Genomic DNA, 26796 nt, shown 5'->3' with positions numbered 1-26796 from the left:
CTGCGACTAGAACTCGTAGCGCAGGCCCAGGCGGACGTTCCAGAAGGACACGCCACCCACCGCACGCTCCGGCGAGCGGGAGAAGAAGCGGCGGTACTCGTACTGGCCGGCACCGTTGATGGTGGCGTCGACAACGCCCACACGCTGCGGGAAGCTGGCCTGGTTGAGCACACCCCAGTCGTCGTTGAGCAGGTTGCCGACATTCTCGACCGTGATGAAGGCCGAGGCAATGTGGCCCGGAGCGAAGCCCCGGAATTCCTGGTCAAGACGGACGTCGAAGCGGTTGCTCCACTGACCTTCCTGCTCGTTACGCCCGGTGATCTGACCGCGGGTCAGGCCGTATTGCGCGATGAAGGCATTGAAGGCCGCCTGGTCGAAGCCCGGCGCGTAGACCACGTTCGGGTCGTTCTCGAGCGGGACATAGAGCAGGTGCACATAGTCCTGACCGTCGCCGAACATGTCCGTCGAGCTGCCGTCGAAGGCGAAGGAGTACGGACGGCCCTGGAAGGCCTGACCGAACAGCGTCGCGCGGGTCATGTATTCCCCGAAGAACGCGTGTTCCCAGCTCGCCCGCATCGTGAAGCGGTGCGGGATTTCGTAGTTGGACGTGGCCTCCGGGTTGTTGTTGATGTCGGAGGTCGCGATGCTGGTCCAGTTCGAGAAGGCGACCGAAGAGGTCATCGAGCTGGTGTCGGTGGCATCGACATAGGCGTAGCCGAGGCTCCACGAGATGTTGTTCGTGAACTCGTGCTGGATCGCCGCGGAGAAGACGAACTGGTGACCGCCATCGGTGTTGGTCAGGATCAGGTCGTTGTTAAAGCCCCGCGAAGAGCAGGCCGCACCAGCCGGGTTGATCGCGCAATCCGGGTCCGAACGGTCGATCCGGCGGTAGATCGGGCGGCCGTCCGGCGCGGTACCGATCTGCTCGAGCGTGGCGTCGACCACGGCGGCCGCGTCACGCGATTGCGAGTAGAGAACGTCGACCATGATGGTGGCGTCGTTCTCGAACCAGGGCGTGGTCAGGTCGTAGGTACCGCCAATCGCGAATTTCCATTCCGAGGGAACTTCGAAATTCGGATCGATGGCGTTGACCGTCGAGTTGGCCGCACCGTTGGCAACCGCGTTGTACATGACGGTCGGCACGCCCCAGATCGGACGGCCCTGGCCGCCTTCGTCCTGGGTGAAGGGCTCGAGGAACAGGTTGCCAAGCTCGCCACGCGACGGACGGTATTGCAGCTGCACATTGGTCAGGCCGTCATTCGAGTAGCTGTTCGACAGCCACACATTCGGATTGCCGCCCGAGTAGAGGCCAATGCCGCCGCGGATGTCGAGGCGATCATTGACGTCCCAGGAGAAGCCGAAGCGCGGTTGAAGTAGGTCGCGTCCGTCAAACGTCTCGGTGTTCGAGTAGCCGTTCCGCGCCAGGAAGTTGGCGTTGGCGTTCGGACGGTCATCGCTGGTGTACCACTCGTAGCGGATACCCGCGGTGAGCGTGACATCGGGATGCACCTGGAACTCGTCCTGGAAGAACAGCGTGTTGATGTCGTACTCGAAGGTCGCGCCGGCATCGGCCGGATTGTTGGTGCCCCGGGCATTGCCGTAATAGACGCGGTCCACATCGCCGGAAATGAAGTTGGCGATGCTCGAGAAGCGGTACTCACCTTCGCTGTGCTGAACGAACAGGTTGAACACGTCATAGGTCTGGCGCTCGTAACCAGCGGTGAAGAAGTGCTCACCCCAGCTGTACGAACCGGCCGCACGCAGGTTCAGGACCGTGTAGTCGAGATCGTTCGAGTGACGGGAGTCGTCGGCACCGAGATAGATCGTGTTGCCGTTGTGCGCGATTTGCACTTCACCGAAATCAGTGCCGCCCGAGGAGGCCTGCGTGAAGTCGACATCGTTGTAGGACAGGCGGAAGTCGGTCGACAGATTGTCGGTCCAGTCCGAAACGATCTGCAGCGAGTAGGCCTGCAGCTCGGCACCCCGGTTGTAGAGGTGGTTCGAGAATTCGAACTCGTTGTTGTCGCCATCCGATTCCGTCAGGTTCAGCGCGTCATTGTAGTTGTATGTGAACGCGGCGCGGTGGTTGTCGGTGATGTTCCAGTCGACGCGGACGAGATATTTCTCGTCGATCGACGGCGACGAGGACGGCGTACCACCCGGGTTGTAGCCATAGAGGTTCTGGGCCGCCGTCAGGATCTGCTGATAGTCGGCTTGCGTGAAGCCGGTAATCTCGACCGTGGCACCGGAGCCTTGCGGGCCGCGGAAAAACTGGTTCACGCCTTCGAAACGCTCATAGGTCGCGAAAACGAAGAGACGGTCTTCGATGATCGGCGCGCCCAGCGAGAAGCCGTAGCGGATTTCATCGAACGGAGCCGGGTCGTTACCTTGCAGGCGCTCGTCGGTGTAGTCGACGAAGACCGAGCCGGTGATCTCGTTGGTACCCGAACGGGTCACGGCGTTGATGTTACACGCGGTGAAGCCGCCATATTGAACGTCGAACGGAGCCAGCTCGACCGACACCTGCTGAATGGCATCGAACGGGAAGGGCATGCGCTCGGTCGGGTAACCGTTGGCGTTGAGGCCGAAGCCGTCATTCAGGCCGATGCCGTCGACGGTCAGGCTGTTGAAGCGCGGGTGTGCGCCGGCGCACTGGATGGAGTCGTTGAACGACTCGTCGAGATAGATGCGCGGGTCGAGACGGACGATGTCCTTCAGGTCCCGGTTCACGGCCGGAGAGTTTTGCAGCTCGGAGAAGTCGAAGACGGCCGACGGACCGACGGCGACGTCGGCAACGACCATGCGGTCACCAAGCACGACGATCGTGTCGGACGCGCCCGACTGCAGGACCATGTCAACGGAAACCGGCGTGCCCAGCGAGGTGTAGACGTCCTCGATGACGGCACCCTGGAAACCGCTCGCCGTGGCGGACACACGGTAGGGGCCACCCGCGCGCAGGCCGCGCGTGTTGAACGATCCGCCCGGTCCGGTCGTGGTGGAGGTCACCGTCGCGGTCGGGACGTGAACGACCGTGATGGTCGCACCGGCCACCGGCGCGCCGGATGGATCCGTCACGCTGCCGCGAATGTCGGTCGTGGTGACCTGGGCGTGGACCGCAGCGGGAGCCGCGGCGAGAAGGGCGACCGTGGCCGCGCCGTAAGAGAATTTTTTGAAGAGTGACATGGTCTGGTTTGAACCCCCACTATCGACCGCTACGCACGGGACAAAAGGCCCCGCATTCAAGAACTCGGGCGGCATCTAGTCCCGCGCGAAAACGGTTCTGTGACGAGTCTGTGAAGGTTTTACGACAGCGCCAGACCGGCGGGCGAAGCCACAATTGCGTGTACGGAGGGGCAAGGGTGGCCCATATCGCGCCAGTCCACTGCATAACTTGGAGGAATCGGGGGACAGGCGCGCCATTCACGGTTAGAAAGCCCCCCGGTAGCTGACCGGCGAGCAGGGGTTTGACCTGCTGAATCGCTGCTGGCTGCGACTTTATTGCGACACCTGCCAGAGGGAGGTGAACCCGCCCATGAGCGACTCGACCCGCACCGCCCTGCACGGCCCGATAGGCCCGGTCAGCTGGACCCAGGCAACCGCCCTGCTCATCCTTGCTGCGACGGCCGTCAGGATCGTTGCGCTCGCGATCAGCCCGGTCGAACTCTACCCCGATGAATCCCAGTACTGGGTGTGGTCGCACCAGTTTGACTGGGGCTATTTCTCCAAGCCGCCGATGATCGCCTGGCTGATCGGCAGCTCCACCGCGATTTTTGGCGTGTCCGATTTCGCGATACGCCTGCCGGCCTCCCTCCTCCATGCCCTGACGGCGACTTTCCTGGCGCTCACCACGCGCCGTATCGCCGGGAACCGCGCCGGATTCTGGGCGGCGCTCGTCTATCTGACGACGCCGGCGGTCTTCCTGTCGTCGGGTGTGATCTCGACCGACGCCGTCCTCATGATGTTCTGGTCGTGTGCGCTGTATGCCCTGATCCGGCTGCGCGGCGGTGCGGGGCTGGGCACGGCCGCAGCGCTCGGCCTCAGCATCGGTCTCGGCTTCCTGTCGAAATACGCCATGATCTATTTCGTGGTCGGCACAGGGCTGGCCGTTCTGCTGGACCCGCCTGCGCGCCGCGCGCTGATTTCGCTCAAGGGGCTCTTGGCGACCGCCCTGGCCATCGCGCTGGTCACGCCCAACCTGTTGTGGAACGCCGCCAATGATTTCGCCACGCTCCAGCATACCGCTGACAATGCGAACTGGGGCGCGGACCTGTTCCATTTCGCGGAGATGGCAGACTTCGTGCTCGCCCAGCTCGGCGTTTTCGGTCCGGCCCTGTTCCCGATCTTGATGGTTGCCGCGTTCGGCGCGCTGCGCGGTCTACTGAGAGCCGACGGCGACCCGCTGCGTCTGCTCGCCCTTTATGTCCTGCCCGCCCTTCTGGTGGTGACAGCCCAGGCCTTCATCAGCCGCGCCCATGCCAACTGGGCCGCGGCCTCCTATGTCGCGGGTACAGTTCTGGTCACGTTCTTTCTCCTCTCCGGTCCGGCCTGGCGGCGCTATGTCCTTTATGGGTCGGTCGCGGTCTCGACCGCTGCCGGACTGATCTTCATGGCCATGGCACTTCAGCCCCGCCTGGCGGACGATCTGGGTTGGGCCAATGCCTTCAAACGCGTTCGCGGGTGGGAGACCTCTGCCACTGCCATCGCCGACGCGGCCAACGGGGCCGGGTATGACGCCCTGCTCTTCGACGACCGGAATGTCTTCCACCAGATGCAGCGCTATGGCGGCGCGATCGAGCCGCCTCTCTACATGTGGCAGCGCTATGGCGGGGCCCACAACCACGCCGACATGACCTGGCCGCTGCCCGACGGATATGAGGGTCGCGTGCTGGTCGTCTCCGAACGCCCGCTCGACACACCGCGAATCCGCGATGACTTCCAGTCGTTTGAAACCGCAGGGGAGATCACGATTCCGCTCGGCGGCGGGCGGGAACGCCACTTCACGCTGTGGCGCGCGCGCGGCTATGACCGGGTCGCGCGTACCCAGGCCTATGAAGCGCGCTGGTCCGAGATCGACGCGGAAACCCTTCGCGGCGAACGATGATTTTTCCATTCCCCTCTGCATGGCCGCTTGGGGCTTGGCAGGGTTTCTGCTTTAGTGCGGCCAAGAGGGAAATTCGCGGAGTGCGTGCGATGACAGTACTGAACGCGTTCGCGCGGCGAGCGCTCGTGTTCCTTGCGGCAGCGCTGGTCGCGGCCTGTGCGTCGCCCGGACCGCGCAACGTCTCGATCAATCCGCTGTCACGGATTCCGACCAATCAGCAAATCCAGGCCTCCGAGCGTCAGCAGGGCCGGGAATCCCAGACCATCGCTGAAAGCGGCAACGGCCCGGCCATGCGCGAACAGGTCGAATACGGCCAGACTCCGCGTATCGCCGTGCCGGTCAATCAGGCGAGCCAGCTCGAAAGCGGAGCCTATACCGTCAGCTTCGCCGACGCCCGCGTGGATGAAGCCGCGCAGACCATTCTCGGCGACCTGCTTGATCAGCCCTATCTGATCGACCCGCGCGTTCAGGGACGGATCACCGCCTCGACCCCGCGCCCGCTCTCCCGCGACGGGCTCCTGGCCCTGTTCGAGGCAGCGCTCGCGGTCAATAACGCCGCCATCGTCCAGGCCGACGGCGTCTACCGGATCATGCCGGCGGGCGAAGCCATGACGTCCGGCCTTGCCGGCCTGTCCGAGATTGCCCGCCCCGGCTGGGGTGTCTCGGTCATTCCGCTGCGCTATGTGTCTGCCAACAATATGCGCCAGCTGATGGAATCGGTCGTGACCCGGCCCGGCGCGCTGCGCGCCGATCCGGCCCGCAACCTCCTCATTATTCTCGGCACCGCGCCGGAACGCCGTAATGCCGCGTCGGCGGCGGCGGCGTTCGACGTCGACTGGATGTCCGGCATGTCGGTCGCGATGATCCCGCTCGCCAATGCCTCCGCTGAAGATGTCGTCGGCGAAGTCGAGACCCTGTTCCAGTCGTCCGGTGAGGGGGCCAGCGCCGGGGCGTTGCGCCTGCAATCCATTGACCGGCTCAATACCATTCTCGCCGTCGCGGCCAGCCCCGCCTTGCTTGACCGGGTGCGCGGCTGGGTGGCCCGGCTCGACACCGGCGGTCCGGGCGGCACGACGCTGCGCACCTATTTCCTGGAAAATGGCGAAGCCGAAGCCACGGCCGATCTCTTGAACCAATTGTTCAATGACCGCTCCTCGGGCAGCGGCGGCGTTTCGCCCGATCTTGCGGCCGCCACCACCGAAAGTGCCGGCGCTTCGTCCTCGGCCGGACCGAACGGTGCGGTGCGAGTCATTGCTGACCCGATCAACAACGCGCTCCTCGTTCTGGCCGATCCGGCCGGGCAGGCCCTTATTCAACGCGCGCTGGAATCCATCGACCGGGCCCCGACCCAGGTGCTGATCGACGCCCTGATCGCCGAAGTCTCGCTCAATGACACGCTGCGCTATGGCGTTCAGTTCTTCTTCGAAACCAACGGTATCGACGGCGTTGCCGACAGCGGACGCGGCGGCTTCGGCACGGGCGGTTTCGATGCCAATGGCATTTTCCCCGGCTTCAACTTCCTTCTGGAAAGCGGCGAGAATGCGCGCCTCGCCATCGATGCGCTGTCCAACGTCACCGACCTGACGGTCGTGTCCTCGCCTTCCGTCATGGTGCTAGACAACCAAACGGCTGAATTCCAGGTCGGCGACGAGGTTCCGATCGTCACGCGAACGTCCAACTCGGTCGTCAATCCGGACTCGCCCGTCGTCAATAATATCGAATTCCGCGACACGGGCGTGATCCTGACCGTGACGCCGCGCGTCAGCTCGACCGGTCTCGTCACGCTGGAAATCGACCAGGAAGTCTCGAATGTGTCGACAACCGCTTCGACCGGTGACCTGACCCCGACGATTTCGACCCGGCGGATATCCTCGACCGTGTCGGTGCGCTCCGGCCAGACCATCATTCTGGGCGGCCTGATCGACGAGAGCCGCCATTTGGGCCGGCGCGGTATTCCCGGCGTCTCGCGCATCCCGCTGATAGGCGACGCACTCAGCTCCACCGAGATCACGACCGACCGGACCGAATTGCTGATATTCCTCACCCCGCGCGTGGTCTCGACCGATGAAGACGCCGCCGCGATCACCGAGGAAATCCGCAACCGGATGGAGCTGCTGCGGCCCGAGGGCGAGTGAGCAGTTTCATCGACCTGTTCCTGGTCGCCGCCGGGCTTTTCGTCGGCAGTTTTATCACCGCGGCAGCCCGGGCCTGGCCTGACTGGTCGGTCCTGCTTCGCCCCCGTTCAGGATGCGAAGGCTGCGGCCGGGTGCTCGGACTGACCGAACTGGTCCCGGTGGCGAGCTACTTCATTCAGCGTGGCAAGTGCCGCTCCTGCGGGACTGCGATCTGGCCTGGCCATCCCATCGGTGAAGCCGGAGCGCTGGCTGTCGCGCTGGCGGCGGTGGTCCTGACCGACGGCTGGGCGACACCGGTCACGGCCCTGTTGGGCTGGACGCTCCTGTTCGGGGCGCTGGTCGATGCCCGGACCCAGCTCCTCCCCGATGTGGTGACACTGGGTCTCATCCCGGCAGGGCTGGCCGCCGCGTGGCTGATGCCCGGACCGCCAGCCATTCTCGATGCCAGCCTGGGCGCGATCTTCGGCTTTGGCGTCTTGTGGGGGATCGGTGCGCTTTATCGCCTGATCCGCAAGCGGGAAGGCCTCGGCCTGGGCGACGCGAAACTGCTCGCAGCCGGCGGAGCCTGGTGCGGCCTCTATGCCCTGCCCTGGATTGTCGCCATCGGCGCGGGCGCGACGCTCATTGTCATCGCCATCAAGGCGATTCTGGGTGAAAAACTGGGCCCGGACACCGCAATCGCCTTCGGTCCGGGACTGTGCGCGGGGATATTCGCGGCGCATCTGATCGTCCAGCATGCGTTTCCCTTTGGATACTGAAGGGTTAGAACCCGTTTCCGAAAGCCATGGCCGTCTCGTCACTCACCATCCGCCCCCGGCGTACCGCCGCGGTGAAGCAGGGCAAGAAGCTCTGGGTCGAACCCTGGGTGGTCTGGCGCCATGACGCCTTTCGCGAGCTGACCTGCCCGGCCTGCGGCGAGACGTCGGTCATGGAAAAGCATCTCGACGCTTCCCCGCCGTTCGAACCGCGCAAGCGTTATGCGCTCTATGCCTGTGGCCCATGCGGGACGCTGCATTACCCCGACGCACCGCCCTTCGAATACGAAAGCCGCAAGGACGCGGACATCGCCCGCAAATTCTATGTCGAGATCGGGGCCGGTCTGGACGCCATGATCGCCCCGCTCGCCTGGGCGGAACCGGAACGGGTGAAATCCTATCTCGAGGTCGGCGGCGGCTATGGCTTCTCCGTCGATTTCGCCGCGCGGGGTCTGGGTTGGCGGGCGGCCAATATTGACCCGTCTTTCATTGCCCGCACCGGCGCGGCCGACCTCGGACACAAGCACCTCCCCGAATATCTCAGCGCAGACAACCCGCTGCCCGACGGCCCCTTCGACCGGGTGCTGAGTTCGGAAGTGATCGAGCACGTGTCCAATCCCGATCCCTTCCTCGCCGCGCTGGTGTCCGCGCTGGACAAGGACGGAGCGCTGATCGTCACCACGCCGGATGCCGGCGCGGTTCACCCCGCTGCGTCCCTCGATGCGCTGCGGCCGATCATCGTTGCCGGCCATCACCTGGTGATCTTCTCGGCAAAGGGGCTGGAGATTGCCCTGCGCCGCGCCGGCATGGAGCATGTCTCGGTCATCGCCCGTGACCAGACGCTCTACGCGGTTGCGGCCCGCAAGCCTGTCGAGGTCGACTTCACCGCCCGGCCCGATCGCCAGATCTACCGGCAATACCTGAAAGCCCGGCGTGACGCGCTGAGCGAGGACCCGCCCCTGCATGCCGGCTTTGCCGTGCGCCTGCTAAAGGAATGCGTCCATGCCGGGGCCTGGGACGAGGCGCGCGAAGCGCTGGAAAACCTGACCACGCGCTGGCGGCGCGATTACGGGCTCGATCTCGGCGCACCGCAATCGGTCCGTCCGAAATTTGTCCTGCCGGAGAAAAATCGCGGCAGGGCCATAAGGAAGTTCGCCGCCAATCACTGTTTCAACCTGGCCGTCGCCCTGTTCTACGCGGCGCGCCTGCGCGAACAGGACGGTGATCTCGACAAGGCCGAGGCGCTTTACCGGGCCTGTACCCGGTCGGCAAAGACGTTGCGCAAGGTGTTCGAGGCGATGTTTGCCGCCTGCCGGGAAACCGAGGATGCCGGTCACCGCGCCGCGCTGCATGCCGCCATGCTGGCGGTCCGGACAGATCCCGACCGTGCCGTGCGCGAAATCCTCGCCCTGACACCGGATGCGGCCAGCCTGCCTCAGGATCTCTGGCTGGAAGCCCAGCGGCGTGTCTTCGCTGATGGGGTTCTGACCGGTCGGCGCGAGGCGGTCGAACCGCTCGCCCTGATGGTGCAGGCCCAGCTTTTGGCCAGCGCACAGTCAGAGCCACCGCTGACGCCATCACAAGGCTATGCCGCCGCTGCGCTCGGCATGCGCGCTGAACAGGCCGGGCACCGCGAGGAGGCCGCGCACTGGTACGACCAGGCCGCGCACGCAATGAGTGACGCGGCCGAACGCAAGGTTTTCGAAGGCTATCGCGACCGCATGACGGTCACGCCGCAGTCGGGCGACGCTGCCATCGAGGCCGCCTTTGCCGAGATTTCAGCGCTGGAGGCCGAGGGCCGCAGCTGGAAGGCCCGCGGCAAGGCGCTGGCCCTCATTGACCCGGACCGGCCGGACCATGACGCGGTCGTGGCTACGCTGGGCTCGCGTCTTGCAAGCCTTGAACATTACAGGACATCCTGACCGTGGATGGGGAGGACTAGGCAAGTGGCACTGCGCCGGTATCTCAGGCCGATCAAATGGCCGTACCGCTGGGTCTTCGACCAGCGGGAACGCAAGGACTATCTGGCCCAGTGGACGTCACTGGCCATCGCCACGGTCATGGGCGCGAAATCCATGGTCAAGGCGAGCTGGCCCGGCGAGCACGACCTCGCCGGAGCGAAGGATGTCGCGGTCCTGGTCACCTGGGACACCAAGGGCCGCATCCACGACTTCCTGATCGAGCACATGAAGGCACTCAGGGCCGCAGGCCGCGCGGTCATCCTTGTCTCCAACAGCCCGGAATTTCCCGACGACCAGATTGCGCTCGCCCGCAAGCATTGCGCGCTCGTCGCCTGGCGGCGCAATCGCGGCTACGATTTCGGAGCCTATCGCGACGGGGTCATGCTGGTCCCCGACTATGAGGCGCTCGACAGCCTTGTCCTCGTCAATGACAGCATTTACGGGCCCTTCCAGCCGCTCAAACCCCTCCTGAAACGCATGACGCCTGCCAAGGCCGATGTCTGGGGCATGACCGACAGCTGGGACACAAAATGGCATTTGCAGAGCTATTTCATGCTCTTCCACAAGGCCGCCCTGCAACACGACACCGTGCGCGAGCTCTGGAAGAACTGGAAACATGTCCAGTCGAAATCCTGGGTCATCCGCAAGCTGGAAATCGGCCTGACCGGACGGTTCGAACGCGCGGGCCTGACCTGTGCCTCGGCCTGGCGCTACCGAAAGCTCGTTGAGAATTTCGCCCGGACAGTCCGCGAGGGAGAAATCCTGGCCGATGAATCCCTGCCTGAAAGCACGCGCAATCTCTTGCAGCACATGCTCCACCTTGCCGACGCGGGTGCGCCAATGAACCCGTGCCACTTCTTCTGGGACGAGTTGATCGTCGACGGCTTCCCCTTCCTGAAACGTGAGGTGCTGACCTCAAACCCGATCGGCATGCCGCGGCTCTATGAGTGGCATTCGGTGATCGAGGGCGTCAGCGGTTATGATACCGACCAGATCGTGCGCCATCTGCGCGCGATCCTGAAGAACCGCGTGGTGTAACGCATGGATGATCGCGCCGCTCCGGACTGGCTGGACCGCGTCGCCGGGCTCTCGCCCGCTGATGCCGGACGCGCGCGCAAGCTCGCCGCCCAGACAGGAGAACGGCTGGCGCGGGCGCTGCGGCGTCTGGGCACGGCGTCGGATCAGGCCATCGCCGAAGCGCTTGCTGCGCAAACCGGTTTCGATATCGTCCCGGTCACCGATTTTCCTGCCGAACCGGTTGAGGCGGGCGGTGTCGCACCGGACTTTCTGACCAACACGGTCGCCCTGCCCATCGCGGAAACGGACAGCGAAGTCGTCCTCGCCGTCGCCGACCCGACCGATCCGGCCCCGGCAGACGGTGTCAGGCTGGCCTCGGGCAAACCGGTCCGGCTCGTCATCGCCGGTTTCACGGACATCGAAACCGCCCAGACCCGGCTTTACGGCAAGACCCAGCGCGGCCTCGACGCAGCGGCGGATGCCGATGACGACACCGATTCTGACAGTCTGAAGGATCTCGCCAGCGAGGCCCCGGTCGTGCGGCTGGTCAGCGATATTCTTGCCGATGCACTCGCGCGGCGCGCCTCGGACGTCCATGTCGAGCCCTTCCGCGACCATATGCGCCTGCGCTTCCGCATCGACGGCGTGCTGCAGGAACGCCCGGCTCCGCCTCAACACCTCGCGCGTCTCGTCGCCAGCCGGATCAAGATCATGGCGGGTCTCGACATCGCCGAGCGCCGCCGCCCGCAGGACGGACGCGCCCGCATCGCCGTGACCGGCCGGGCTCTTGACCTGCGGATCGCAACCGCGCCGACCGCCCACGGCGAAAGCGTCACCATCCGCCTCCTGGAAGACCGCGACGCGGAAGTGAAGCTTGACGATGTCGGCCTGTCACCGACCCATCGCGACGCCCTGCAACACCACCTTGAAGCGCCTTTCGGCCTGATCCTCGTGTCCGGGCCGACCGGGTCGGGCAAGACCACCACGCTCGCCGGCGCGCTCGACTGGCTCAATGCCCCCGGGCGCAAGCTGGTCTCCATCGAGGACCCGATCGAATACCAGATCGACGGGGTCAACCAGATCGCCGTCAATCCGGGTATCGGCTTAACCTTCGCCCACGTGCTGCGCTCGGTCCTGCGCCATGACCCGGATGTGATCGTGGTCGGCGAGTTGCGCGACGGCGAAACCGCCGAGATTGCGGTCAATGCCGCCCTGACGGGTCACCTCGTGCTCGCCACCGTCCACGCCAACACGGCGGCGGGTGCCGCTCCGCGCCTGATTGACATGGGGGTCGACCCGGCGCTCCTGCGCTCGACCCTGCGCCTGATGATTGCCCAGCGCCTGTTGCGCATTCTCTGTCCCGATTGCCGCAAGCCCTGCGACCCGCCTGAAGGCCTCACCAAAGCCTGGGAGGCCGTCGGCTGCGCATCCTGCGACGGCACCGGCTACAAGGGCCGGACGGGTGTCTTCGAGTTCGTTGAAACCGACGGGCCGATTGGCAGCTCCTTGCGTGAAGGCGTCTCCTCCGGCGAGATCGAGAAACTGGCGCGCAAGCAACGCATGCCGTCCATCCGCGACGACGCGCGCGCCAAGATCGAGGCCGGCATCACCAGCGCCGAAGAAGCGATCCGCGTCCTGGGAGGGCTCTAGGGCCATGCCGGTCTTTGCCGTGCGCGCGATCAAGCCCGATGGCGGCGAGGAAATCCTGCGCCTCGAGGCCGCCGACAGTCAGGCCGCTGCTGCCTCGGCGAGCGCACGCGGCCTCACCCCCATCGCCGTCCGCCCGGCCCGCGAAGCCGCTGCGCCGCGCGCGCCTCGGGGCTCGGCCAAACTGGCAACGCGCGTCGCGCGTGAACTCTCCATCCTGACGGCGGCCGGTCTCAGCGTCGAACCGGCACTGGCGGCGCTGACCCGGCATGCCGCCGACAAGAGGTTGAAATCCGTCGCAGAGGGTCTGCTTGACGATGTGCGCGGCGGCAAGGCGCTTTCGGAAGCTTTCGCCGCGCGGCCGGAAATCTTTCCCGCGCCCTTCCCCGAAATCGCCCAGGCCGGCGAGACCGGCGGCGCTCTGGGTCAGGCACTGAGCGATCTGGCTGACGCCCGCGAACGCCGCGAGGCGGTGGAAGCGTCCATCAAGGGCGCGCTCTATTATCCGGCCTTTCTGCTGACAGGATCGCTCCTCGCCATCGTCGTGATCATGGTCTTCGTGATCCCGCGCTTTGAAAGCCTGCTCGACCAGATCGGTGCCGAGACGCCGGGCCCGGCTGCGATGGTGTTCGCCGCCTCTGACGCAGTCGTGACCTACGGGCCCTTCGTGCTCCTTGCCCTTCTGCTGGCGGTCCTCGGACTGCGCGCAACGCTCGCCCGGCCCGCCATGCGCGAGCGGGTTGACCGCTGGATGCTGAACCTGCCAGCCGTCGGCAACGCCATGCGCACCGTCATCGCCGCGCGCTTTTGCCGGGTGCTGGCCCTGCTCTTGCGCAACGGCATTTCCGCAGCCCCGGCGCTGCAGCTCTCGGCACGTGCCGCAGGCAATCTCTGGGCGGTGCGCCGCCTTTCTGACGCGCTGGCCGAAGTGCGCGCAGGCAGCGGGTTTTCCGACCGGATCGAGGCGAGTGATGTCCTGCCTGCCCTCGCCGCCGAACTGCTCTCGGTGGGTGAGGAGACCGGCGATCTCGGCGCGGCGGCAGAACGGCTCGCCACCTTCTACGAAACGCGGTTTGAGAACGGGGCCAAGGCCGTCAGCCGCCTCATCGAACCGGCCGTGATTGTGCTGACTGCCCTTGTCATCGGCGTCATGGTCCTGTCGATTCTCTCTGCACTGGTCAGTGTCAACGAAATCGGGATGTAAGGAATGACCCAGAACTCGACGCGAAACCTGCCCCGGAGTGAGCCGCACAAGGCCGGTTACACGCTGACCGAGCTGATCATCGTCATGGTCATTCTTGGCCTTCTGGCCGCGATTGTCGGGCCGATGCTGTTCAGCCAGCTGGGCCGGGCCAATTCGCGCACCGCGGAGACCCAGATGGCCAGCTTCGCCACATCGCTCGGCTTCTACCGGCTCGATGTGGGCAGCTATCCCGATTCCGGTATCGGACTGGACGCGCTGGTACAGGCCCCGTCCGGCGCAACGGGCTGGTCCGGACCCTATCTGAACGCCGAGAACGGCGTCCCGCTCGACCCCTGGGGTGAGCCCTATATCTACGAACTCGTATCGCCGGGACACGCCGTCATCCGCACGCTCGGACGCGACAAGCGTGAGGGCGGGGAAGGCGAGGATGCGGATATCAGCCGCGACATCCGTTAGCCCGCGCGCCGGATACACGCTCGCCGAGCTGATCGTCGTCCTCGTCATCATCGGCCTGGCGCTGGCCGTCGTCGCCCCGCGCCTGTTTTCCACCTCCGACGCCGGCACGATGCGCAGCGCAGTCGCTATGCTCGACAATGCCGCCCGGACCGCCCGAACCTCGGCCAGGCTCGCGGGACGGGAAACCGTCCTCGTCGTCGATGTCGATGCCCGCATCGCCCGGATCGAACCGGGTGGCGAGACCATCGACTTGCCTGACACACTCGCCATCGAAGCCACCGTCGCTGAGTCTGAGCTCGACGGCGCGCTCGCCGGGGTGCGTTTCTTTCCCGAAGGCGGCTCGACCGGCGGCACTTATCGCCTGACGGCCGGAGACGCGGCCCTCAACTTGCGCATCGACTGGATCACCGGGCTCGCCGCCCGTGAGCTGCCCGACGATGAAACGTAGGGGCTTCACCCTGATCGAGGCGATCATCGCCCTGACCATCGCGGCGGTCGGCTTCGCGGGTATTTACGAGCTCTATGCCGGGGCCGCGCGCGGCGAACGCCTGTCGGCAGAGATCAGCCATGCGAGCGCGCTGGCCGATGCCTTCATCGTGTCCGGTGCGGCGGCGGAAACCGGGGAAGAGAACGGCTATGCGTGGACGATCACGCGTGCCGCATCCGTCTTTCCGGGCACCGAGACCATCGACGTCGAGATCACCACCCCGTCCGGCCGTACCGTCCGCGTCATCAGCGAAACTCCTGCCGAAGGCAGAGAAACGCGATGAACCGGCGCGGATTCACCCTCGCCGAGTTGCTGATCGCGCTCGTGCTGACCGCGCTCGCCATGGGCGTGGTCGCCGAAGGCGTGCGCCGCTCGCTGGACTTTCAGGCCCGCATCGAGACCGCCCAGATCGACCGCGTCAGCCGCAATGCCGCGCTGGGCGCGCTGCGAACCCGGCTGGAGCGACTGGTTCCACTAACAGAGGAAGCCGGCGCGGACGCGGACAGCGTAACGACCGAGAATGAAGAGACCATCCTGTTTTCCGGCACGGCGAGCGGTGTCCGCTTTGCCGCAACCGATCCGGCCTACCCGTCAACACCCGGCCTCTATGCCTATGACATCTTCGTCGAGGCGGGCGGCGAAGACGACGCCCCGGTGTTCACCGTGCTGCTGCATCGGCGAGCGCTCTACGACCTCGCTGAATTTAACCAGACACCCGAGGGCAGTGAACCACTGACCCTGTTTCAGAGCGCTGACGAACCCCGGTTTTCCTACGCGTCCGGTGACGGGGTCTGGCTCTCGGCCTGGAGCCGGGAGGATGTCTTTCCCAGCCATGTCCGGCTCGAATTCGCCGAGGGCGGTGCAGCCCCGCTGGTTGTCGCCCTTCCGCGCGCTGCCGAACCGCTGGAAGAGGACGAGGACACAAGCGCCCCGGCGGCCCCACCAAACGGCTCGGTGACGCAATGAACCGGCGCGGCTATGCCCTCCTCGTTGTCGTTGCCGTTCTGGGCGTCCTGTCGGTCGCGGCAGGCCTGACAGCCCTCTCGGCACGGACCTCGACCGCCGGGGCCCGGGCTGATCTCGATCAGGTGCGCTATCGCGCCGCTATTGAAGCCGGAGCCGCGCGCGCCGCCGCCGGATTGCTGCGTGAGGATGAGGCGGATCGCTGGAGTCCCGATGGTCGGGCTTATGAGTTTGAACTTGATGGCCTCACGGTGACCGTCAGGCCCGTGGCCGAAACTGGCCGGTTCGACCTCAATCGTGGCAATCCGGAAACCCTGGCCGCCCTTCTTGAAGCCGTCGGTGTGGACCGGCGCGCGGCCCTGACCGTCGCCGGTGCCGTGCCCGATTGGCGCGACGAGGATGATGATCGCGGGCAGAACGGAGCCGAAGCGCCATCCTACCGGGCGGAAAACCTGCCCCCGCCCGGCAACCGGCCTTTTGTGGCGGTCGAAGAATTCCGCCGCGTTCTGGGAGTCGACGCCGAGATCTACCGGCTGGTAGCGCCCTATCTGACCATCCATGGCGGTGAACAGGTTGCCGCCCTCTATGCCCCGCCCACCCTCCTTGAGGCTCTTGATCTGCCGCGCGGCGATGCCAGCCGGATTCTGGCCGCCCGGCGGACGGGCGCACCGCCCCCCGAAATCGCGGAAACAGGTGCGTTTGACCCCGGATCGGGTGCGCGATATGCGCTATTCATCGAGGTCACGGCCTCCTCTGGTGCGGGACTGGCGCGGATCGTCACGGTCCAGCTGCCCGGCGAGGATGCCGCGATGGATGTTCTTGGCCGTACGCCCCTGCCCCTGGGGGCAGCGGTCCGCTTGCTGGAGCCGGAGTCCGACGCATGACCTCGCTGCTGACACGCGCGCGCAACGGGCTATCCGCCTGGCGCGAGGACATTGACGAGGCCGCGGCTGGCATCCCGGTCGCGGGGCGGGTCTTTGCCCGGCGGTGGCGCATTCTGCACGTCGAGTCCGGCGGCATGCGGTATGAGGACTCCACGGGACAAACCGTCAGCCTGCCTGAAGGCCTCTCCGCCGAAGATGCACGTGAACAGATTGCGGGACTGTCCAATTCCGGCCCGCTCGTACTCCGGTTCGCCGAGGCGCTCGGATTTCGCCGGACCACCCAGTTTCCGGCCGCCGCCTCCGCCCATTTGCGCGATGCGGCCCAACTGGCCCTGCCGCGCCTGTCGCCGCTTCCGGCCGACAACACGGCCTTTGCCATCGAGTCCCGTACGGCATCGGGTACGGAATCCCGCATCGAGGTCACATTGGCCATTATCCGGCGCAGCGCGCTGGAAGCCGCGCTCGACCGGGCGACCCTGATCGGCCTGCAGCCGAACGCCGTTGATCTCGCAGGCACCGACCCGGCTGCGCCGCCGACCTATGACTTGCGGCCCGGACACCGCGCCCCTGGCACCGGACGCTCGGCCTTCCGTCTCGGCACAATCCTGGTCCTGGTCTGCCTCATCGCCGCGGCGGCGCTTGCCGCCGACACGCGCCTGCGATTGCAGCCGCGCCTGGCGTCACTGGAAACACCGGCCGCGCTGGAAGCTTCGTTACAGGCCGCCGTCGTTCAGGCTCGCGCCAAGTCGACTGCCGGTTCGGTCACAATTGCGCTCGCCGACCTCAGCCGCCGCCTGCCCGACGGAGCCTATGTCACCAGCTTCAGTTATGAGGCGGGCAGCGTCCGTGTGACCGGCCTTGCCTGGGATGCTGCCGCAGCCTTGCGCGCCCTGGACGCCGCACCGGAATTTGCCGGCGCGACCTTCAGCGACGCCACCGTCCGCGACGAGGACACGGGGCGCGAACGCTTCCAGATCGTTGCCCGTCACCGCATTGTCGAGGGAGGCGCGCCATGAGCCCCGACGCGCGCCGCGCCTTTTCCATTCTGGCCGGACTGGTCCTCTTCATCAGTAGCATTGTCCTGCTGACCGCCGTGACGCTCGACTGGCGTGCGACAGGACAGGACATCGTCACCGCCGAAAGCCGCGAGAACCTGCCGCCCGCCGCTGACCCCGCCCGCTATCTCATCGCCGGTGCCAGCCGGGCCGAAGCGACCGCCGACCTGCAAGGCCGCCTCAGCGAAGCGGCCCGTGATGCGGGGATCGGCTTGCCCGGCAGTGTGCGGTTTGGCCAGGAAGACCCCGACAACCCGCTGCAGATCACCATCGACGTCACCGCCGAAGGGGATATCGAGGGCCTTGCCCGCTTTCTGCACGCGCTGGAGTCCCGTCTGCCGGCCCTGATCGTCACGCGGGCCCGCCTGATCGCCGGTGACACCGACAGCCAGCTGCGCCTGGAAGTCCGCATCGAGGCGCGCCGCGCACCGGGAGGTGCAGCATGAACCGGCGCACGCTCATCCTTCTTGGCGTGGCGGGCGTCCTGGCCGTGGTTTTCGTTCTTGATCAGGTGCGGCGAGCAGGCGGGAATGACATCGCCCAGCCCGTGCGGCGCACTGCCGAGGTCGAGATCGCTCAGGAAACCGGGCCATTCCTGCCCGATTTTTCCAGCTTTGCCGCGATTGCCCAGCGACCGCTTTTCCGCCCGGACCGGCGCCCGGAGCCCGAACCCGTCGTCACAATCCCGGATGGTCCGGTCACGCCGATACAAAGCAGCGACAACCCGCCCGATTTCATCGTGGTCGGTGTCGTGACCGGACCCGAAGGGCGCGGTGCCGCCACCGTGCGTGACGGTACCGAGACGCGGCGCGTCTATGCCGGCGACACAGTCCAGGGCTGGCGTGTCGATACCATCAACAGGGATGGCATCGTCGTTACCCGTGACGGACAGCGCTGGAGCCTGCCAATTGGCGAGCCTGAAGACTGATCTTTCGGCCTAGGGCCCGGTCTGGACCGCCACACTCGTTGCCCCAACCGAGACACCTGACAGGTTGGTGAAACTGACCACGACCCGGTTGGCGACCGGCGACAGCGCCACCGGCGTTCCCGTCCCCCGGACGAAGACCGAGAAGGTCCGCGTCTCGTTGGTCGCGAAGCTGACACTGACCGACGGCGCGCGCGCCGCGAGGCATTGTCCCGTTGCCGGATTGGTCTCGCAGATATCGAGCGTCAGCGGCAGATTGGCACTGCCAAAGCCCGGTTCGACCGTGACCGTTTCCGCTGCACCGATATTCAGGGCCGCGACCGAAAAGGCCGTCGCCGCGTTGAGCGGCGCCGTTGCGACGCCATTGCCCGATGTCGTCGCGGCGAGTGTGATCACGTCCGCCGTGGCCGCCGGAGCGGCCGTCAGCGTCAGCGTGTTCACACCCGGAACCGGGCTGGCGGACAGCACGTTGTCGCAGCGGAAGACCGGCGCGAGGCTGACCCCGTTCAGCGGCGTTCCCGGCGTCATCGAGAAGACGAAGCTCTGTGATCCGCCTGCCGGAATCCCCACCGGCGTATCGGCCGTGCCGGTCGGCTGATTGGAGGCCGGGTCCGTCGTGCGATAGGAGAAGCCGCCATTGAACCCTGCCGGGGGTTCGATCCGGCAGTTGCTGCCGGCGGTCGCAAAGCCTGCCGGGTTGATCAGCGTTGCGAAGGCTGTTGCGGTCTGGCCGACCTGGACCGAACGCGCATTCGGCAGAACGGCAGCACGCAGGCGATGGGTTTCCGCCGTCCCCAGCGTCCAGCCCAGCCTGACTTGTCCGGTCGCGCCCGCAAGACCATCAACCGCGATCAGATAGGTCGTGCCCTGCACGGCCGTGAAGGCCGCCGGAGCGCCATTGGCCTGAACGACCGAGTTGAGCGACGTTCCGCCGTCCGGGCTGGTGTAAACGCCGACCAGGGCGGTGAAGGAAGATGCCGCGGCGTCGAAGACGGCCTGGCCTGCCGACGGTGCGGTCCAAGAATACCAGACCGACGCACCCCCGGCATCACCGCCATGGGCCGGTTCGCCCCCGGCCTTGGTCGCATTGACGTTCGAGCCCGATACCGAGCCGGTCGCGCCACTGATGACGGTAGCCGACGCCACGGCGTCATTCGACGGCGTGTTGATGTAGCGGATGGACAATTCGGCATTGCCTGCCGCGCCGCCATAGCCATCGACCGCGATGCGGTAGGTCGTCCCGGCGGTCACCGCGATCTCGACCTGGCTTTGCGTGTCGGACGGATAGTTGATGTCGTCATTGGACGCGATCGAGGAGAGCGATCCGAGTGAATTGCCACTATAGACCGCGATCATCGTGTCGAAGTCGGCACCCTGGGTGCGGATCCGGGCCGTACCAGACACCGGCGCGGTCCAGGACCACCACACCGAGGCGCCGCCACCATTGCCGGCATGGCTGGGTTCACCGCTCTCCTTGGTCGCACCGGTCGAGTTGAATGCGGCCGTGGTGGATACCGCCGACAACGCAAACGCATCGGCGAAATTGTCATTACCTGGCGGCGGGCTGGTCACCGATATCGATGCCGCAATTTCCACCGACCCCTGCGTACCTGTCACGGTGAAGGCGAAACGGGACTGGAAGTATCCCCCTGCAAGACCGGCCGCGTTGACGCTGACCCGAACGGTCGTGCTGGCTCCGGCCGCAAGCGTGCCGCCCGCTGTCGCAAAGGCCGCGTCCGGACCGTCCGACCCCGCCTGGACTTCTGAGAAAGCCAGATAGGTGGCATTGGAAGACACCGACCAGTCGAGCGGCGCACCGCCATTATTGGTCAGCGTATAGTCTGCGGTTTCAAAACTGCTGGCATCGCCAGGCGACCCCGTGGAGTTGAAGGCGCGCAGCGGCGTCACGGTGAGATTGCCCAGCACACCGCCATTGTTGGCGGTCAGTTGCGCACTCGCGAGATCGACCCGGATACGCGGCGTCTGGACATTGTTCGATGACAGCAGAATCGGAAGGCCTGTCGCTTCCAGCGCCGACTCGATGGCATCGACACTGGCATTGGGATGGGCCGCCCGCAGCAGTGCCAGCGCGCCCGCAACATGGGGGGTCGCCATCGAAGTCCCGGACGCGGTCGTCGCGCCGCCAACCCCGGAATCATTGGAACTCGACAGTGCAGACCGGATCGAGGACCCCGGTGCCAGGACATCCACCAACCCGTTGGAATTGGAGAAGGATGACACAGCGTCGGCCTTCGTCGTCGAGCCAACCGTGATCGCGTCGGGCACACAGCCCGGCGAATTCACCGAATCGCGGAACCCGTTATTCCCCGAAGCAATGGCCGTCGAGACGCCTGCGGACCGCAATTGTCCGATGACCGTCACATGCGCGTGTCCTGTGCAGGGACCGGTATGCTGCCCGCCCCCCAGGCTGAGATTGATCGCCGCGAGATTGAGCGATTGCCGGTTGTCATAGAGCCATTCCAGTGCAGCCGTCTGGTCGCTGGTAAAGCTGCGTACGCACGGGACCGGATCGGTGCCGCAATCAGTCGAATTGGAAAATTGGGAAAAGACCTGCACGGCAACGAGGCCCGCACCCGGCGCGACGCCCCGCAGCGTCCGCGATGCGTTTGACGGATCAACGAAATCGCCGCCAACCGCAATCCCGGCGACGTGCGTGCCATGGAAGCAGCCCGTTCCGCCATTGACCGCATCGACCGATCGCTCCTCGCAATTGTCGCCCGCCTGGGGATCGGTCGTATTGCTCGGCCCGCCGCCGGGGCAGAAACTGTTCGCCCGCCCCGGCGAGGATGACGAGAAGCAGGCCGATCCGGCGATCCGTCCGGCAAACATGGGGTGCTGGAGATCCACACCGGTATCAAGGATGGCAACCGAGACGCCCTGCCCGGTCTGCCCGGCATTGTGCATGTTGGTTGCGCCGATCAGCGGGACGCTCTGATCAAGGGACGGTGCCGTGATCTCGTCAATCTGGATACGGCGCACCGCGGGATCACTGGCCAGAGCCGCGATTTCCTCGGCTGACAGCACCATGGCGGCGGCCGGTGAATAGCGGAATTCGCGGGCGATCCGCGGTCCCGGTTCCAGCATGGGCGAAGCGGCCAGAATGTCGGCAGGGATACCCAGCGCCCGGTAGATGGCGGCGTCGCGAACGTCGTTGATCGCCTCGACGCGGTCTTCCGGACGGCCACCCTCGGGCTGTGATTCCGCGATGTCGGGTCCGGCAAACCAGACGATCACGCGGATCCGCTCACCGGCATCAAGCCGGGCCTGTTCGTCGGCGGGAAGAACGACCGGGGCAGCGCTCGCCGTTTGAGCCAGCACGACAAATGCGGCCAGCACCACCAAAAACCTGAAACCCATGACCCGCCCTTTTGTAAACTTCCGAAACGTTCTGCCCGGCCAGATTAGCAGGCATTTCGGGCAGGGACAGGCAGAAGCGGCGTCAGACACATCGCGTCACGATGACGTGACTCTGGCCTTCCGGCCCTTGGTCGTCTCGGACCGCCGCCGCACACTTCTCCCGAGCTGAGGGAGATCATCATGGCAGTCATGCGACTGGCCCTGGCCGGGCTATTGACAAGCGCATTCTCGGCGACCGCAATTGCGCAACAGCCGATATTCGAGACCGACAGCGCCTTCGGTCACCTCGCCGTCAGCCCTGCCCTTTACGCGATGGAGCCCGGCGACCGGGCCATTCTGCCACCGCTGGACGGGACGGTTCACGAGGCGGTCCTGACCCGGATCGAGACCGGCCAGGCCGGCGGACAGACCTGGTTTGGCCAAATCGCCGGTCATGGAGCGGGCTACTCGGTCGTATTCACACAAGGCAGCAGCGCCACCTTCGGTACGGTCATCACGCCGGATGGCAGCTGGTCGCTCGCGCCGGATCCCGTCACGGGCGCGCTGGCATTTTCACCCATGGGGGCACCGCCCGAAGAACCCGATACCGATCTCCTGACCCTGTCCGCCGAGCTGTCAAATGCCGCTCGCGAGTCCCTGCCGCCAGGGCCTGCTGACGCGGCGGATCAGCCGCCCGTCCCGGTTGGCTCGAACGGTACGATCGACATTGCGGTCGTTTATACAGCGGGGATGGAGGCCTGGTACGGGACCGGCGTGATCACGCGGGTCCAGCACCTCGTCAACGTGCTCGACCAGGCCCTCGTCGACAGCGATACCGGCCTGCGCGCCCGGCTGGTCCTGGCGCTGCCCATGCCGGTGCCGTGGGTGGAAACTACCTCCACGCTGGAATCCATCGACGATCTCGTCGCCGGAGCCAGCTTCGGCAATGCCGGAACATCGGCGGATGTCTTTGGAAGCTGTGACGGCAGTTTCGGCCTCCAGTGCAATAATGACGGCGACCTCTCCAGCCTGCTCGCGGTCCGCGACGGCGTGGCGGCCGACATCGTGGTCATGGTGCGGCGTTACTGGCGCGCCCAGCAGACCTATTGCGGCGTCGCCTATCTGCCCGGCGGAGGCGAGGGCGTGATTGACCCGTCCGAAGACCACATTCTCGGCGTCGGCGTCGTGGGAGACGGACCAGACGCAAACGGCACGGGAGCCAATTGCGGCGACCTGACCTTTGCCCACGAGGTCGGCCACAATCTCGGCTCGACCCACAATATCGAGAATGCCGGCGGAACAGGCGTCTACGACTTCTCCTACGGGCATCGCTATGACTGCTCGCTACGCACGATCATGGCCTACGACTCGCTGCGGTCGAACCTGACCTGTCCGGCGAACTCGCCGCCGACCCGGTCGAACGAGACGTGGGTAGCGGCCTTCTCCAACCCGTCCTTGAACAACTGCCTTGGCCTGCCGTGCGGATCCGGCCCGGGCGGCTGGAACATTCCGGGCAGCAACAGCGACAACACGACCGCGCTGACCGACAATGCGCGCTCGATGCGCGACCAGGGCTATCAGGTGCAATTCTACCGGCACCCCGAGGCCGCCCCTGTCAGATCGGCCATCCTGCCCTACAGCCGAACCGTCCCGGCCGGTCAGCCAGCCACCGCCTTCGTCACCATCGCCAACCCCGCCGCATCGGGGAGCACGGCGACCGGGTGCGGGCTGATCCTGCATGGTGCCGGCACCGGCAGCTTCACATTCCAGACGACCGACCCGGCAACCAACGCCGTCACCGGTACCGCAAACACCCCGGTCGACATTCCGGCCGGCGGCACACAAAGCTATGTGATTTCGGTCAATCTCGCCGCGACGACCTTTCCGTCCGATCTGCGGATCGATGCGCGCTGCGCCAACCGCCGGACCGCACCGGTCATCACCGGGGTGAACACCTTCCGCTATCTCGCCACCAGCCAGGCCCTGCCCGACATGGTCGCACTGGCCGCGACCACAGCCGGGAACGGCATTGTCGAATTGCCCTCGGCAACGGGCGCGGCTGCGTTTTCGGTGGCCAGCGTCAATCTCGCCACGTCAGCCGAGGTCACGGTCACACCCGAGCTGGGCACCGGGGCGACAGCCGTCGGCGCACTGGAAATCTGCCGGACCGATCCGGCCACCGGTATTTGCCTGACCGCTCGCGCGGCTTCGGTGACGCTGACCGCCGGAGCCGGAGCGAATCTGACCTTTGCCATCTTCGTGCGCGGTGCGGGAAACATCGCCGGTGACCCGGCCGCAAACCGGGTCTTCGTCAACTTCCGGACGACGGCAAATATACCGGTCGGAGGGACCAGCGTGGCGATCCGGACCGCGCAATAGCGGCGCTCAACCGGTAGCCCACAGACTCTGGCGGGCGGCTCTGCAACCCGCCGGGTCCGTTTTCGGTCGCCTAATCACGGCATTAGCGATAAGGTCTACTGCATTCAGCCGCAGTGTTGCGGCGGGGGGAGGACTATCATGAAGCGTTTTCTGTTTGGCGCGGCCGTTCTGGCTGCCGCCTTGTCGCCTGCGGCACTGGCCGACGACATGCTCACCAGTGTTCGGACCATTGCCGCCGATGACGGCGGACCGGACTCTTTCGAATTCGGGCGCCTCGCCACGGGTGTGATGCGTATGCAGCCCGGCGAACGGATCGACCTCAATTTCGGTCCCGGCTACGAGCTCGAACTCGACCGCATCGACGTGCAACCGCTCGGATCCCAGACCTGGGTTGGACGCATCGCAGGTGAAACAATCCGCAGCCGCGCCATCATCACCGAGATGAACGGTATCGTGTTCGGTCGTGTCCAGACCGAAGATGGACTCTGGTACATGATCCCGGAGGGCAATGGTCACCGGATCATGCAGATCCCGGCCGACATCAACCGGCCTTACCGGGCGAATGACACGGTCTACATCACGCCGGACATCCTGGCCGCGCTGCCGGAGGAAGCCCGGCAGGCCCCTGAAACCGGCGAAGCTGTCGCGGTCGGTTCCAACGGCAATCTCGATCTGGCGATCTATTATTCGCAGAGTTTTTCGGCCCTCTGGGGCATGACGGCCAGCGCGCGGGTCAACCACCTCGTTGCGGTATTGGACACGGCACTGGTCGACAGCGATACCGGCATGCGCGCCCGTCTGGTTTTCAACGGCCCCGTGACGTTGACCGATGACAATGCCGACCAGGCCCAGACGCTGACCAATATCTCCGGCATCACGGGCAATGAGGCCCCGACCATCACCCAGGACCTCAGCGCCCTGCGCAATGTGCGCACGTCACACGGGGCAGACCTCGTCGGCGTCATTCAGCGGACCGGGCCGGGCCATGGGGGATGCGGGATTGCCAATATCCTTGGCGCACCCTCGACCAATGGCGACATCAATGCCAGCTGGGCACCGCAAGGCTTTTCAGTGACCGGCGACTGGATTAGCGGCGACGGCAATACATTCTGCTCGGACATCACCTATGCCCACGAGGTCGGCCACAATCTGGGCATGGCCCATAACGTGGAAGATTCCGGCATTGGCACCGGTGTGCGGACCTTTGCAAATGGTCACCGTGAAGACTGCAACTTCATCACCATCATGTCCTACCCGACCAGCGGCGGTACTTGTCCGCCGGGCGCACCGCGCACCATCGGCAATGAGCAGGAAGCGCCGCACTTCTCCAATCCGTCGATCACTCTGTGTCCGAACAACGCGGCCTGCGGCATCGCCGCACCGGCCCGGATCGATGGTATCCTGACGAACGATCCGGCGGACAATGCCCGCGCCGCGCGTGAAGAAAGCAAGGACGTGACCTTGTTCTTCGCCGAAGTATCGCGTGTCGTGTCCTCGGTCCTGCCGACGACCCGTTCTGTGCAGAACGGGACGACCGCGACGGCATTCGCGACCATCATCAACCCGGTCAATTCCGGCGGTCAGGCCACGGGCTGCGGCCTGCGGCTGGGCGGTGCCACGCCGGCCCAGTTCTCGTATCAAACAACGGATCCCAACACGAATGCGGTTACGGGAACGGCGAACACCCCGGTCGATCTCAATGCCGGGGCGAGCCAAACCTTTGTCTTTTCGGTCACCAGCGCAGCGACGTTCGACGACAATACCGGTCTGCCCCAACCCTCGGCCAATGACGAACGCAACCTGTTTGTCGAAGCCTTCTGTACCAATCGCCGCTCGGCCGATTTCACACTCGGGCTGAACACGCTGACCTTTACGTCCAGCGCCGCAGCGCCGGCCGATGTCATCGCGCTGGCGGCCACGGTCGGCAATACCGGACGGGTCAGCGTACCCCAGTCCGGTACCATGGTCGGGGCCTTCTCGGTGGCGGTCTCCAATATCGGAACCAGCGCCTCCATCACCGCGACGCCGGACCTGGGCGGGCGGACGATCGCCGGCGTGCAGTCGCTGGAGATTTGCCGCACCGACCCCGGAACCGGGGCCTGCACCACGGGTCGTGCGGCGTCACAGACGCTGACGTTGAACCAGAACGACACGGCGACCTTCGGCATTTTCGTCCGCGGGAATGGCCAGGCGATAGCCTTCAATCCGGCCGTCGACCGGGTTTTTGTCCGGTTTAACGAAGGTGCCACCTCGCGCGGTGCCACCAGCGTCGCGGTCCAGACAACGCCGTAGCGTTCATTACAGTCCTTCGTGCCAGTGGTACCGGCTTGATGAGCGGGACCGCTGGCACATACGGAGGCGTTATGACCGAACAGTGTCTCGGCCAGCATCAATGGCCCTGGTATTTGTTATATAATATCGTTATTGAGTGACGCTCTGATCACGATAGATACCCGAAATGACTGGCCGA

Annotated in this window: 19 protein-coding genes; 17 read left to right on the top strand and 2 right to left on the bottom strand. The window is 65.6% G+C overall.

What is annotated here, in order from left to right:
* Nucleotides 1-6 precede the first annotated feature (6 nt).
* Nucleotides 7-3183, bottom strand: coding sequence for a TonB-dependent receptor (locus V0U35_RS03500; protein ID WP_330195266.1), 3177 nt, complete (start codon nucleotides 3181-3183; stop codon nucleotides 7-9).
* A 349-nt stretch (nucleotides 3184-3532) separates the two neighbouring features.
* Between V0U35_RS03500 and V0U35_RS03495 the strand changes: the two genes are divergently transcribed.
* From V0U35_RS03495 to V0U35_RS03425, 15 genes are all read left to right on the top strand, one after another.
* On the top strand, nucleotides 3533-5101 hold the full coding sequence (locus tag V0U35_RS03495) for an ArnT family glycosyltransferase (protein ID WP_330195265.1): 1569 nt from the start codon (nucleotides 3533-3535) through the stop codon (nucleotides 5099-5101).
* Between the two features lie 89 nt (nucleotides 5102-5190).
* Nucleotides 5191-7236: a type II secretion system secretin GspD gene (gene gspD, locus V0U35_RS03490; RefSeq protein ID WP_330195264.1), complete on the top strand. Its 2046-nt coding sequence runs from the start codon at nucleotides 5191-5193 to the stop codon at nucleotides 7234-7236.
* The gene (locus tag V0U35_RS03485) at nucleotides 7233-7994 is read left to right on the top strand and encodes a prepilin peptidase (protein WP_330195263.1); all 762 of its coding nucleotides are present in this window, start codon (nucleotides 7233-7235) and stop codon (nucleotides 7992-7994) included. The genes gspD and V0U35_RS03485 overlap by 4 nt, the downstream gene beginning before the upstream one ends.
* A gap of 26 nt (nucleotides 7995-8020) precedes the next feature.
* The gene (locus V0U35_RS03480; protein WP_330195262.1) at nucleotides 8021-9913 is read left to right on the top strand and encodes a methyltransferase domain-containing protein; all 1893 of its coding nucleotides are present in this window, start codon (nucleotides 8021-8023) and stop codon (nucleotides 9911-9913) included.
* Between the two features lie 24 nt (nucleotides 9914-9937).
* The gene (locus tag V0U35_RS03475; protein WP_330195261.1) at nucleotides 9938-10990 is read left to right on the top strand and encodes a rhamnan synthesis F family protein; all 1053 of its coding nucleotides are present in this window, start codon (nucleotides 9938-9940) and stop codon (nucleotides 10988-10990) included.
* A 3-nt stretch (nucleotides 10991-10993) separates the two neighbouring features.
* A complete protein-coding gene (locus V0U35_RS03470; protein ID WP_330195260.1) occupies nucleotides 10994-12619 on the top strand; it encodes a GspE/PulE family protein in 1626 nt (541 codons plus the stop codon).
* 4 nt (nucleotides 12620-12623) lie between these two features.
* Nucleotides 12624-13820 (top strand): type II secretion system F family protein, encoded by a 1197-nt coding sequence (locus tag V0U35_RS03465; RefSeq protein WP_330195259.1) that lies wholly within the window; start codon nucleotides 12624-12626, stop codon nucleotides 13818-13820.
* Between the two features lie 3 nt (nucleotides 13821-13823).
* Nucleotides 13824-14276: a type II secretion system major pseudopilin GspG gene (gene gspG, locus V0U35_RS03460; RefSeq protein ID WP_330195258.1), complete on the top strand. Its 453-nt coding sequence runs from the start codon at nucleotides 13824-13826 to the stop codon at nucleotides 14274-14276.
* Nucleotides 14248-14724, top strand: coding sequence for a prepilin-type N-terminal cleavage/methylation domain-containing protein (locus tag V0U35_RS03455; RefSeq protein ID WP_330195257.1), 477 nt, complete (start codon nucleotides 14248-14250; stop codon nucleotides 14722-14724). The genes gspG and V0U35_RS03455 overlap by 29 nt, the downstream gene beginning before the upstream one ends.
* Nucleotides 14714-15046 (top strand): type IV pilus modification PilV family protein, encoded by a 333-nt coding sequence (locus tag V0U35_RS03450; protein ID WP_330195256.1) that lies wholly within the window; start codon nucleotides 14714-14716, stop codon nucleotides 15044-15046. The genes V0U35_RS03455 and V0U35_RS03450 overlap by 11 nt, the downstream gene beginning before the upstream one ends.
* Complete coding sequence (locus tag V0U35_RS03445) at nucleotides 15043-15729, top strand: prepilin-type N-terminal cleavage/methylation domain-containing protein (protein ID WP_330195255.1); 687 nt, start codon at nucleotides 15043-15045, stop codon at nucleotides 15727-15729. Before V0U35_RS03450 ends, V0U35_RS03445 begins: the two co-directional genes overlap by 4 nt.
* Nucleotides 15726-16610 (top strand): type II secretion system minor pseudopilin, encoded by an 885-nt coding sequence (locus V0U35_RS03440; RefSeq protein ID WP_330195254.1) that lies wholly within the window; start codon nucleotides 15726-15728, stop codon nucleotides 16608-16610. The genes V0U35_RS03445 and V0U35_RS03440 overlap by 4 nt, the downstream gene beginning before the upstream one ends.
* Entirely contained in the window at nucleotides 16607-17626 is a 1020-nt protein-coding gene (locus tag V0U35_RS03435) for a PilN domain-containing protein (RefSeq protein ID WP_330195253.1), read from the top strand. The genes V0U35_RS03440 and V0U35_RS03435 overlap by 4 nt, the downstream gene beginning before the upstream one ends.
* Entirely contained in the window at nucleotides 17623-18111 is a 489-nt protein-coding gene (gene gspM / locus V0U35_RS03430; protein ID WP_330195252.1) for a type II secretion system protein GspM, read from the top strand. The genes V0U35_RS03435 and gspM overlap by 4 nt, the downstream gene beginning before the upstream one ends.
* Nucleotides 18108-18593, top strand: a complete 486-nt coding sequence (locus tag V0U35_RS03425) for a hypothetical protein (RefSeq protein WP_330195251.1) — start codon at nucleotides 18108-18110, stop codon at nucleotides 18591-18593. Before gspM ends, V0U35_RS03425 begins: the two co-directional genes overlap by 4 nt.
* Nucleotides 18594-18602: 9 nt before the next feature.
* Here the strand turns inward: V0U35_RS03425 and V0U35_RS03420 are convergent, their stop codons facing one another.
* Nucleotides 18603-21968, bottom strand: coding sequence for a S8 family serine peptidase (locus V0U35_RS03420; RefSeq protein WP_330195250.1), 3366 nt, complete (start codon nucleotides 21966-21968; stop codon nucleotides 18603-18605).
* Between the two features lie 180 nt (nucleotides 21969-22148).
* On the opposite strand from V0U35_RS03420, the gene V0U35_RS03415 reads away from it, so the two are divergent.
* On the top strand, nucleotides 22149-24326 hold the full coding sequence (locus V0U35_RS03415) for a reprolysin-like metallopeptidase (protein ID WP_330195249.1): 2178 nt from the start codon (nucleotides 22149-22151) through the stop codon (nucleotides 24324-24326).
* A gap of 138 nt (nucleotides 24327-24464) precedes the next feature.
* Nucleotides 24465-26618, top strand: coding sequence for a reprolysin-like metallopeptidase (locus V0U35_RS03410; RefSeq protein ID WP_330195248.1), 2154 nt, complete (start codon nucleotides 24465-24467; stop codon nucleotides 26616-26618).
* The last annotated feature ends 178 nt before the right edge of the window (nucleotides 26619-26796 follow it).

The sequence above is a fragment of the Hyphobacterium marinum genome (assembly GCF_036330325.1).
Classification (GTDB): Bacteria; Pseudomonadota; Alphaproteobacteria; order Caulobacterales; family Maricaulaceae; genus Hyphobacterium; species Hyphobacterium marinum.
Note: the sequence above shows the minus strand (reverse complement) of the source record. Positions and strands in the feature narration are given on the sequence as shown.

Coding starts and splice junctions, on each gene's coding strand:
- V0U35_RS03500 (WP_330195266.1), bottom strand. CDS start 3,183: ATGTCACTCTTCAAAAAATTCTCTTACGGCGCGGCCACGGTCGCCCTT.
- V0U35_RS03495 (WP_330195265.1), top strand. CDS start 3,533: ATGAGCGACTCGACCCGCACCGCCCTGCACGGCCCGATAGGCCCGGTC.
- gspD (WP_330195264.1), top strand. CDS start 5,191: ATGACAGTACTGAACGCGTTCGCGCGGCGAGCGCTCGTGTTCCTTGCG.
- V0U35_RS03480 (WP_330195262.1), top strand. CDS start 8,021: ATGGCCGTCTCGTCACTCACCATCCGCCCCCGGCGTACCGCCGCGGTG.
- V0U35_RS03470 (WP_330195260.1), top strand. CDS start 10,994: ATGGATGATCGCGCCGCTCCGGACTGGCTGGACCGCGTCGCCGGGCTC.
- V0U35_RS03465 (WP_330195259.1), top strand. CDS start 12,624: ATGCCGGTCTTTGCCGTGCGCGCGATCAAGCCCGATGGCGGCGAGGAA.
- gspG (WP_330195258.1), top strand. CDS start 13,824: ATGACCCAGAACTCGACGCGAAACCTGCCCCGGAGTGAGCCGCACAAG.
- V0U35_RS03455 (WP_330195257.1), top strand. CDS start 14,248: ATGCGGATATCAGCCGCGACATCCGTTAGCCCGCGCGCCGGATACACG.
- V0U35_RS03450 (WP_330195256.1), top strand. CDS start 14,714: ATGAAACGTAGGGGCTTCACCCTGATCGAGGCGATCATCGCCCTGACC.
- V0U35_RS03445 (WP_330195255.1), top strand. CDS start 15,043: ATGAACCGGCGCGGATTCACCCTCGCCGAGTTGCTGATCGCGCTCGTG.
- V0U35_RS03440 (WP_330195254.1), top strand. CDS start 15,726: ATGAACCGGCGCGGCTATGCCCTCCTCGTTGTCGTTGCCGTTCTGGGC.
- V0U35_RS03435 (WP_330195253.1), top strand. CDS start 16,607: ATGACCTCGCTGCTGACACGCGCGCGCAACGGGCTATCCGCCTGGCGC.
- gspM (WP_330195252.1), top strand. CDS start 17,623: ATGAGCCCCGACGCGCGCCGCGCCTTTTCCATTCTGGCCGGACTGGTC.
- V0U35_RS03425 (WP_330195251.1), top strand. CDS start 18,108: ATGAACCGGCGCACGCTCATCCTTCTTGGCGTGGCGGGCGTCCTGGCC.
- V0U35_RS03420 (WP_330195250.1), bottom strand. CDS start 21,968: ATGGGTTTCAGGTTTTTGGTGGTGCTGGCCGCATTTGTCGTGCTGGCT.
- V0U35_RS03415 (WP_330195249.1), top strand. CDS start 22,149: ATGGCAGTCATGCGACTGGCCCTGGCCGGGCTATTGACAAGCGCATTC.
- V0U35_RS03410 (WP_330195248.1), top strand. CDS start 24,465: ATGAAGCGTTTTCTGTTTGGCGCGGCCGTTCTGGCTGCCGCCTTGTCG.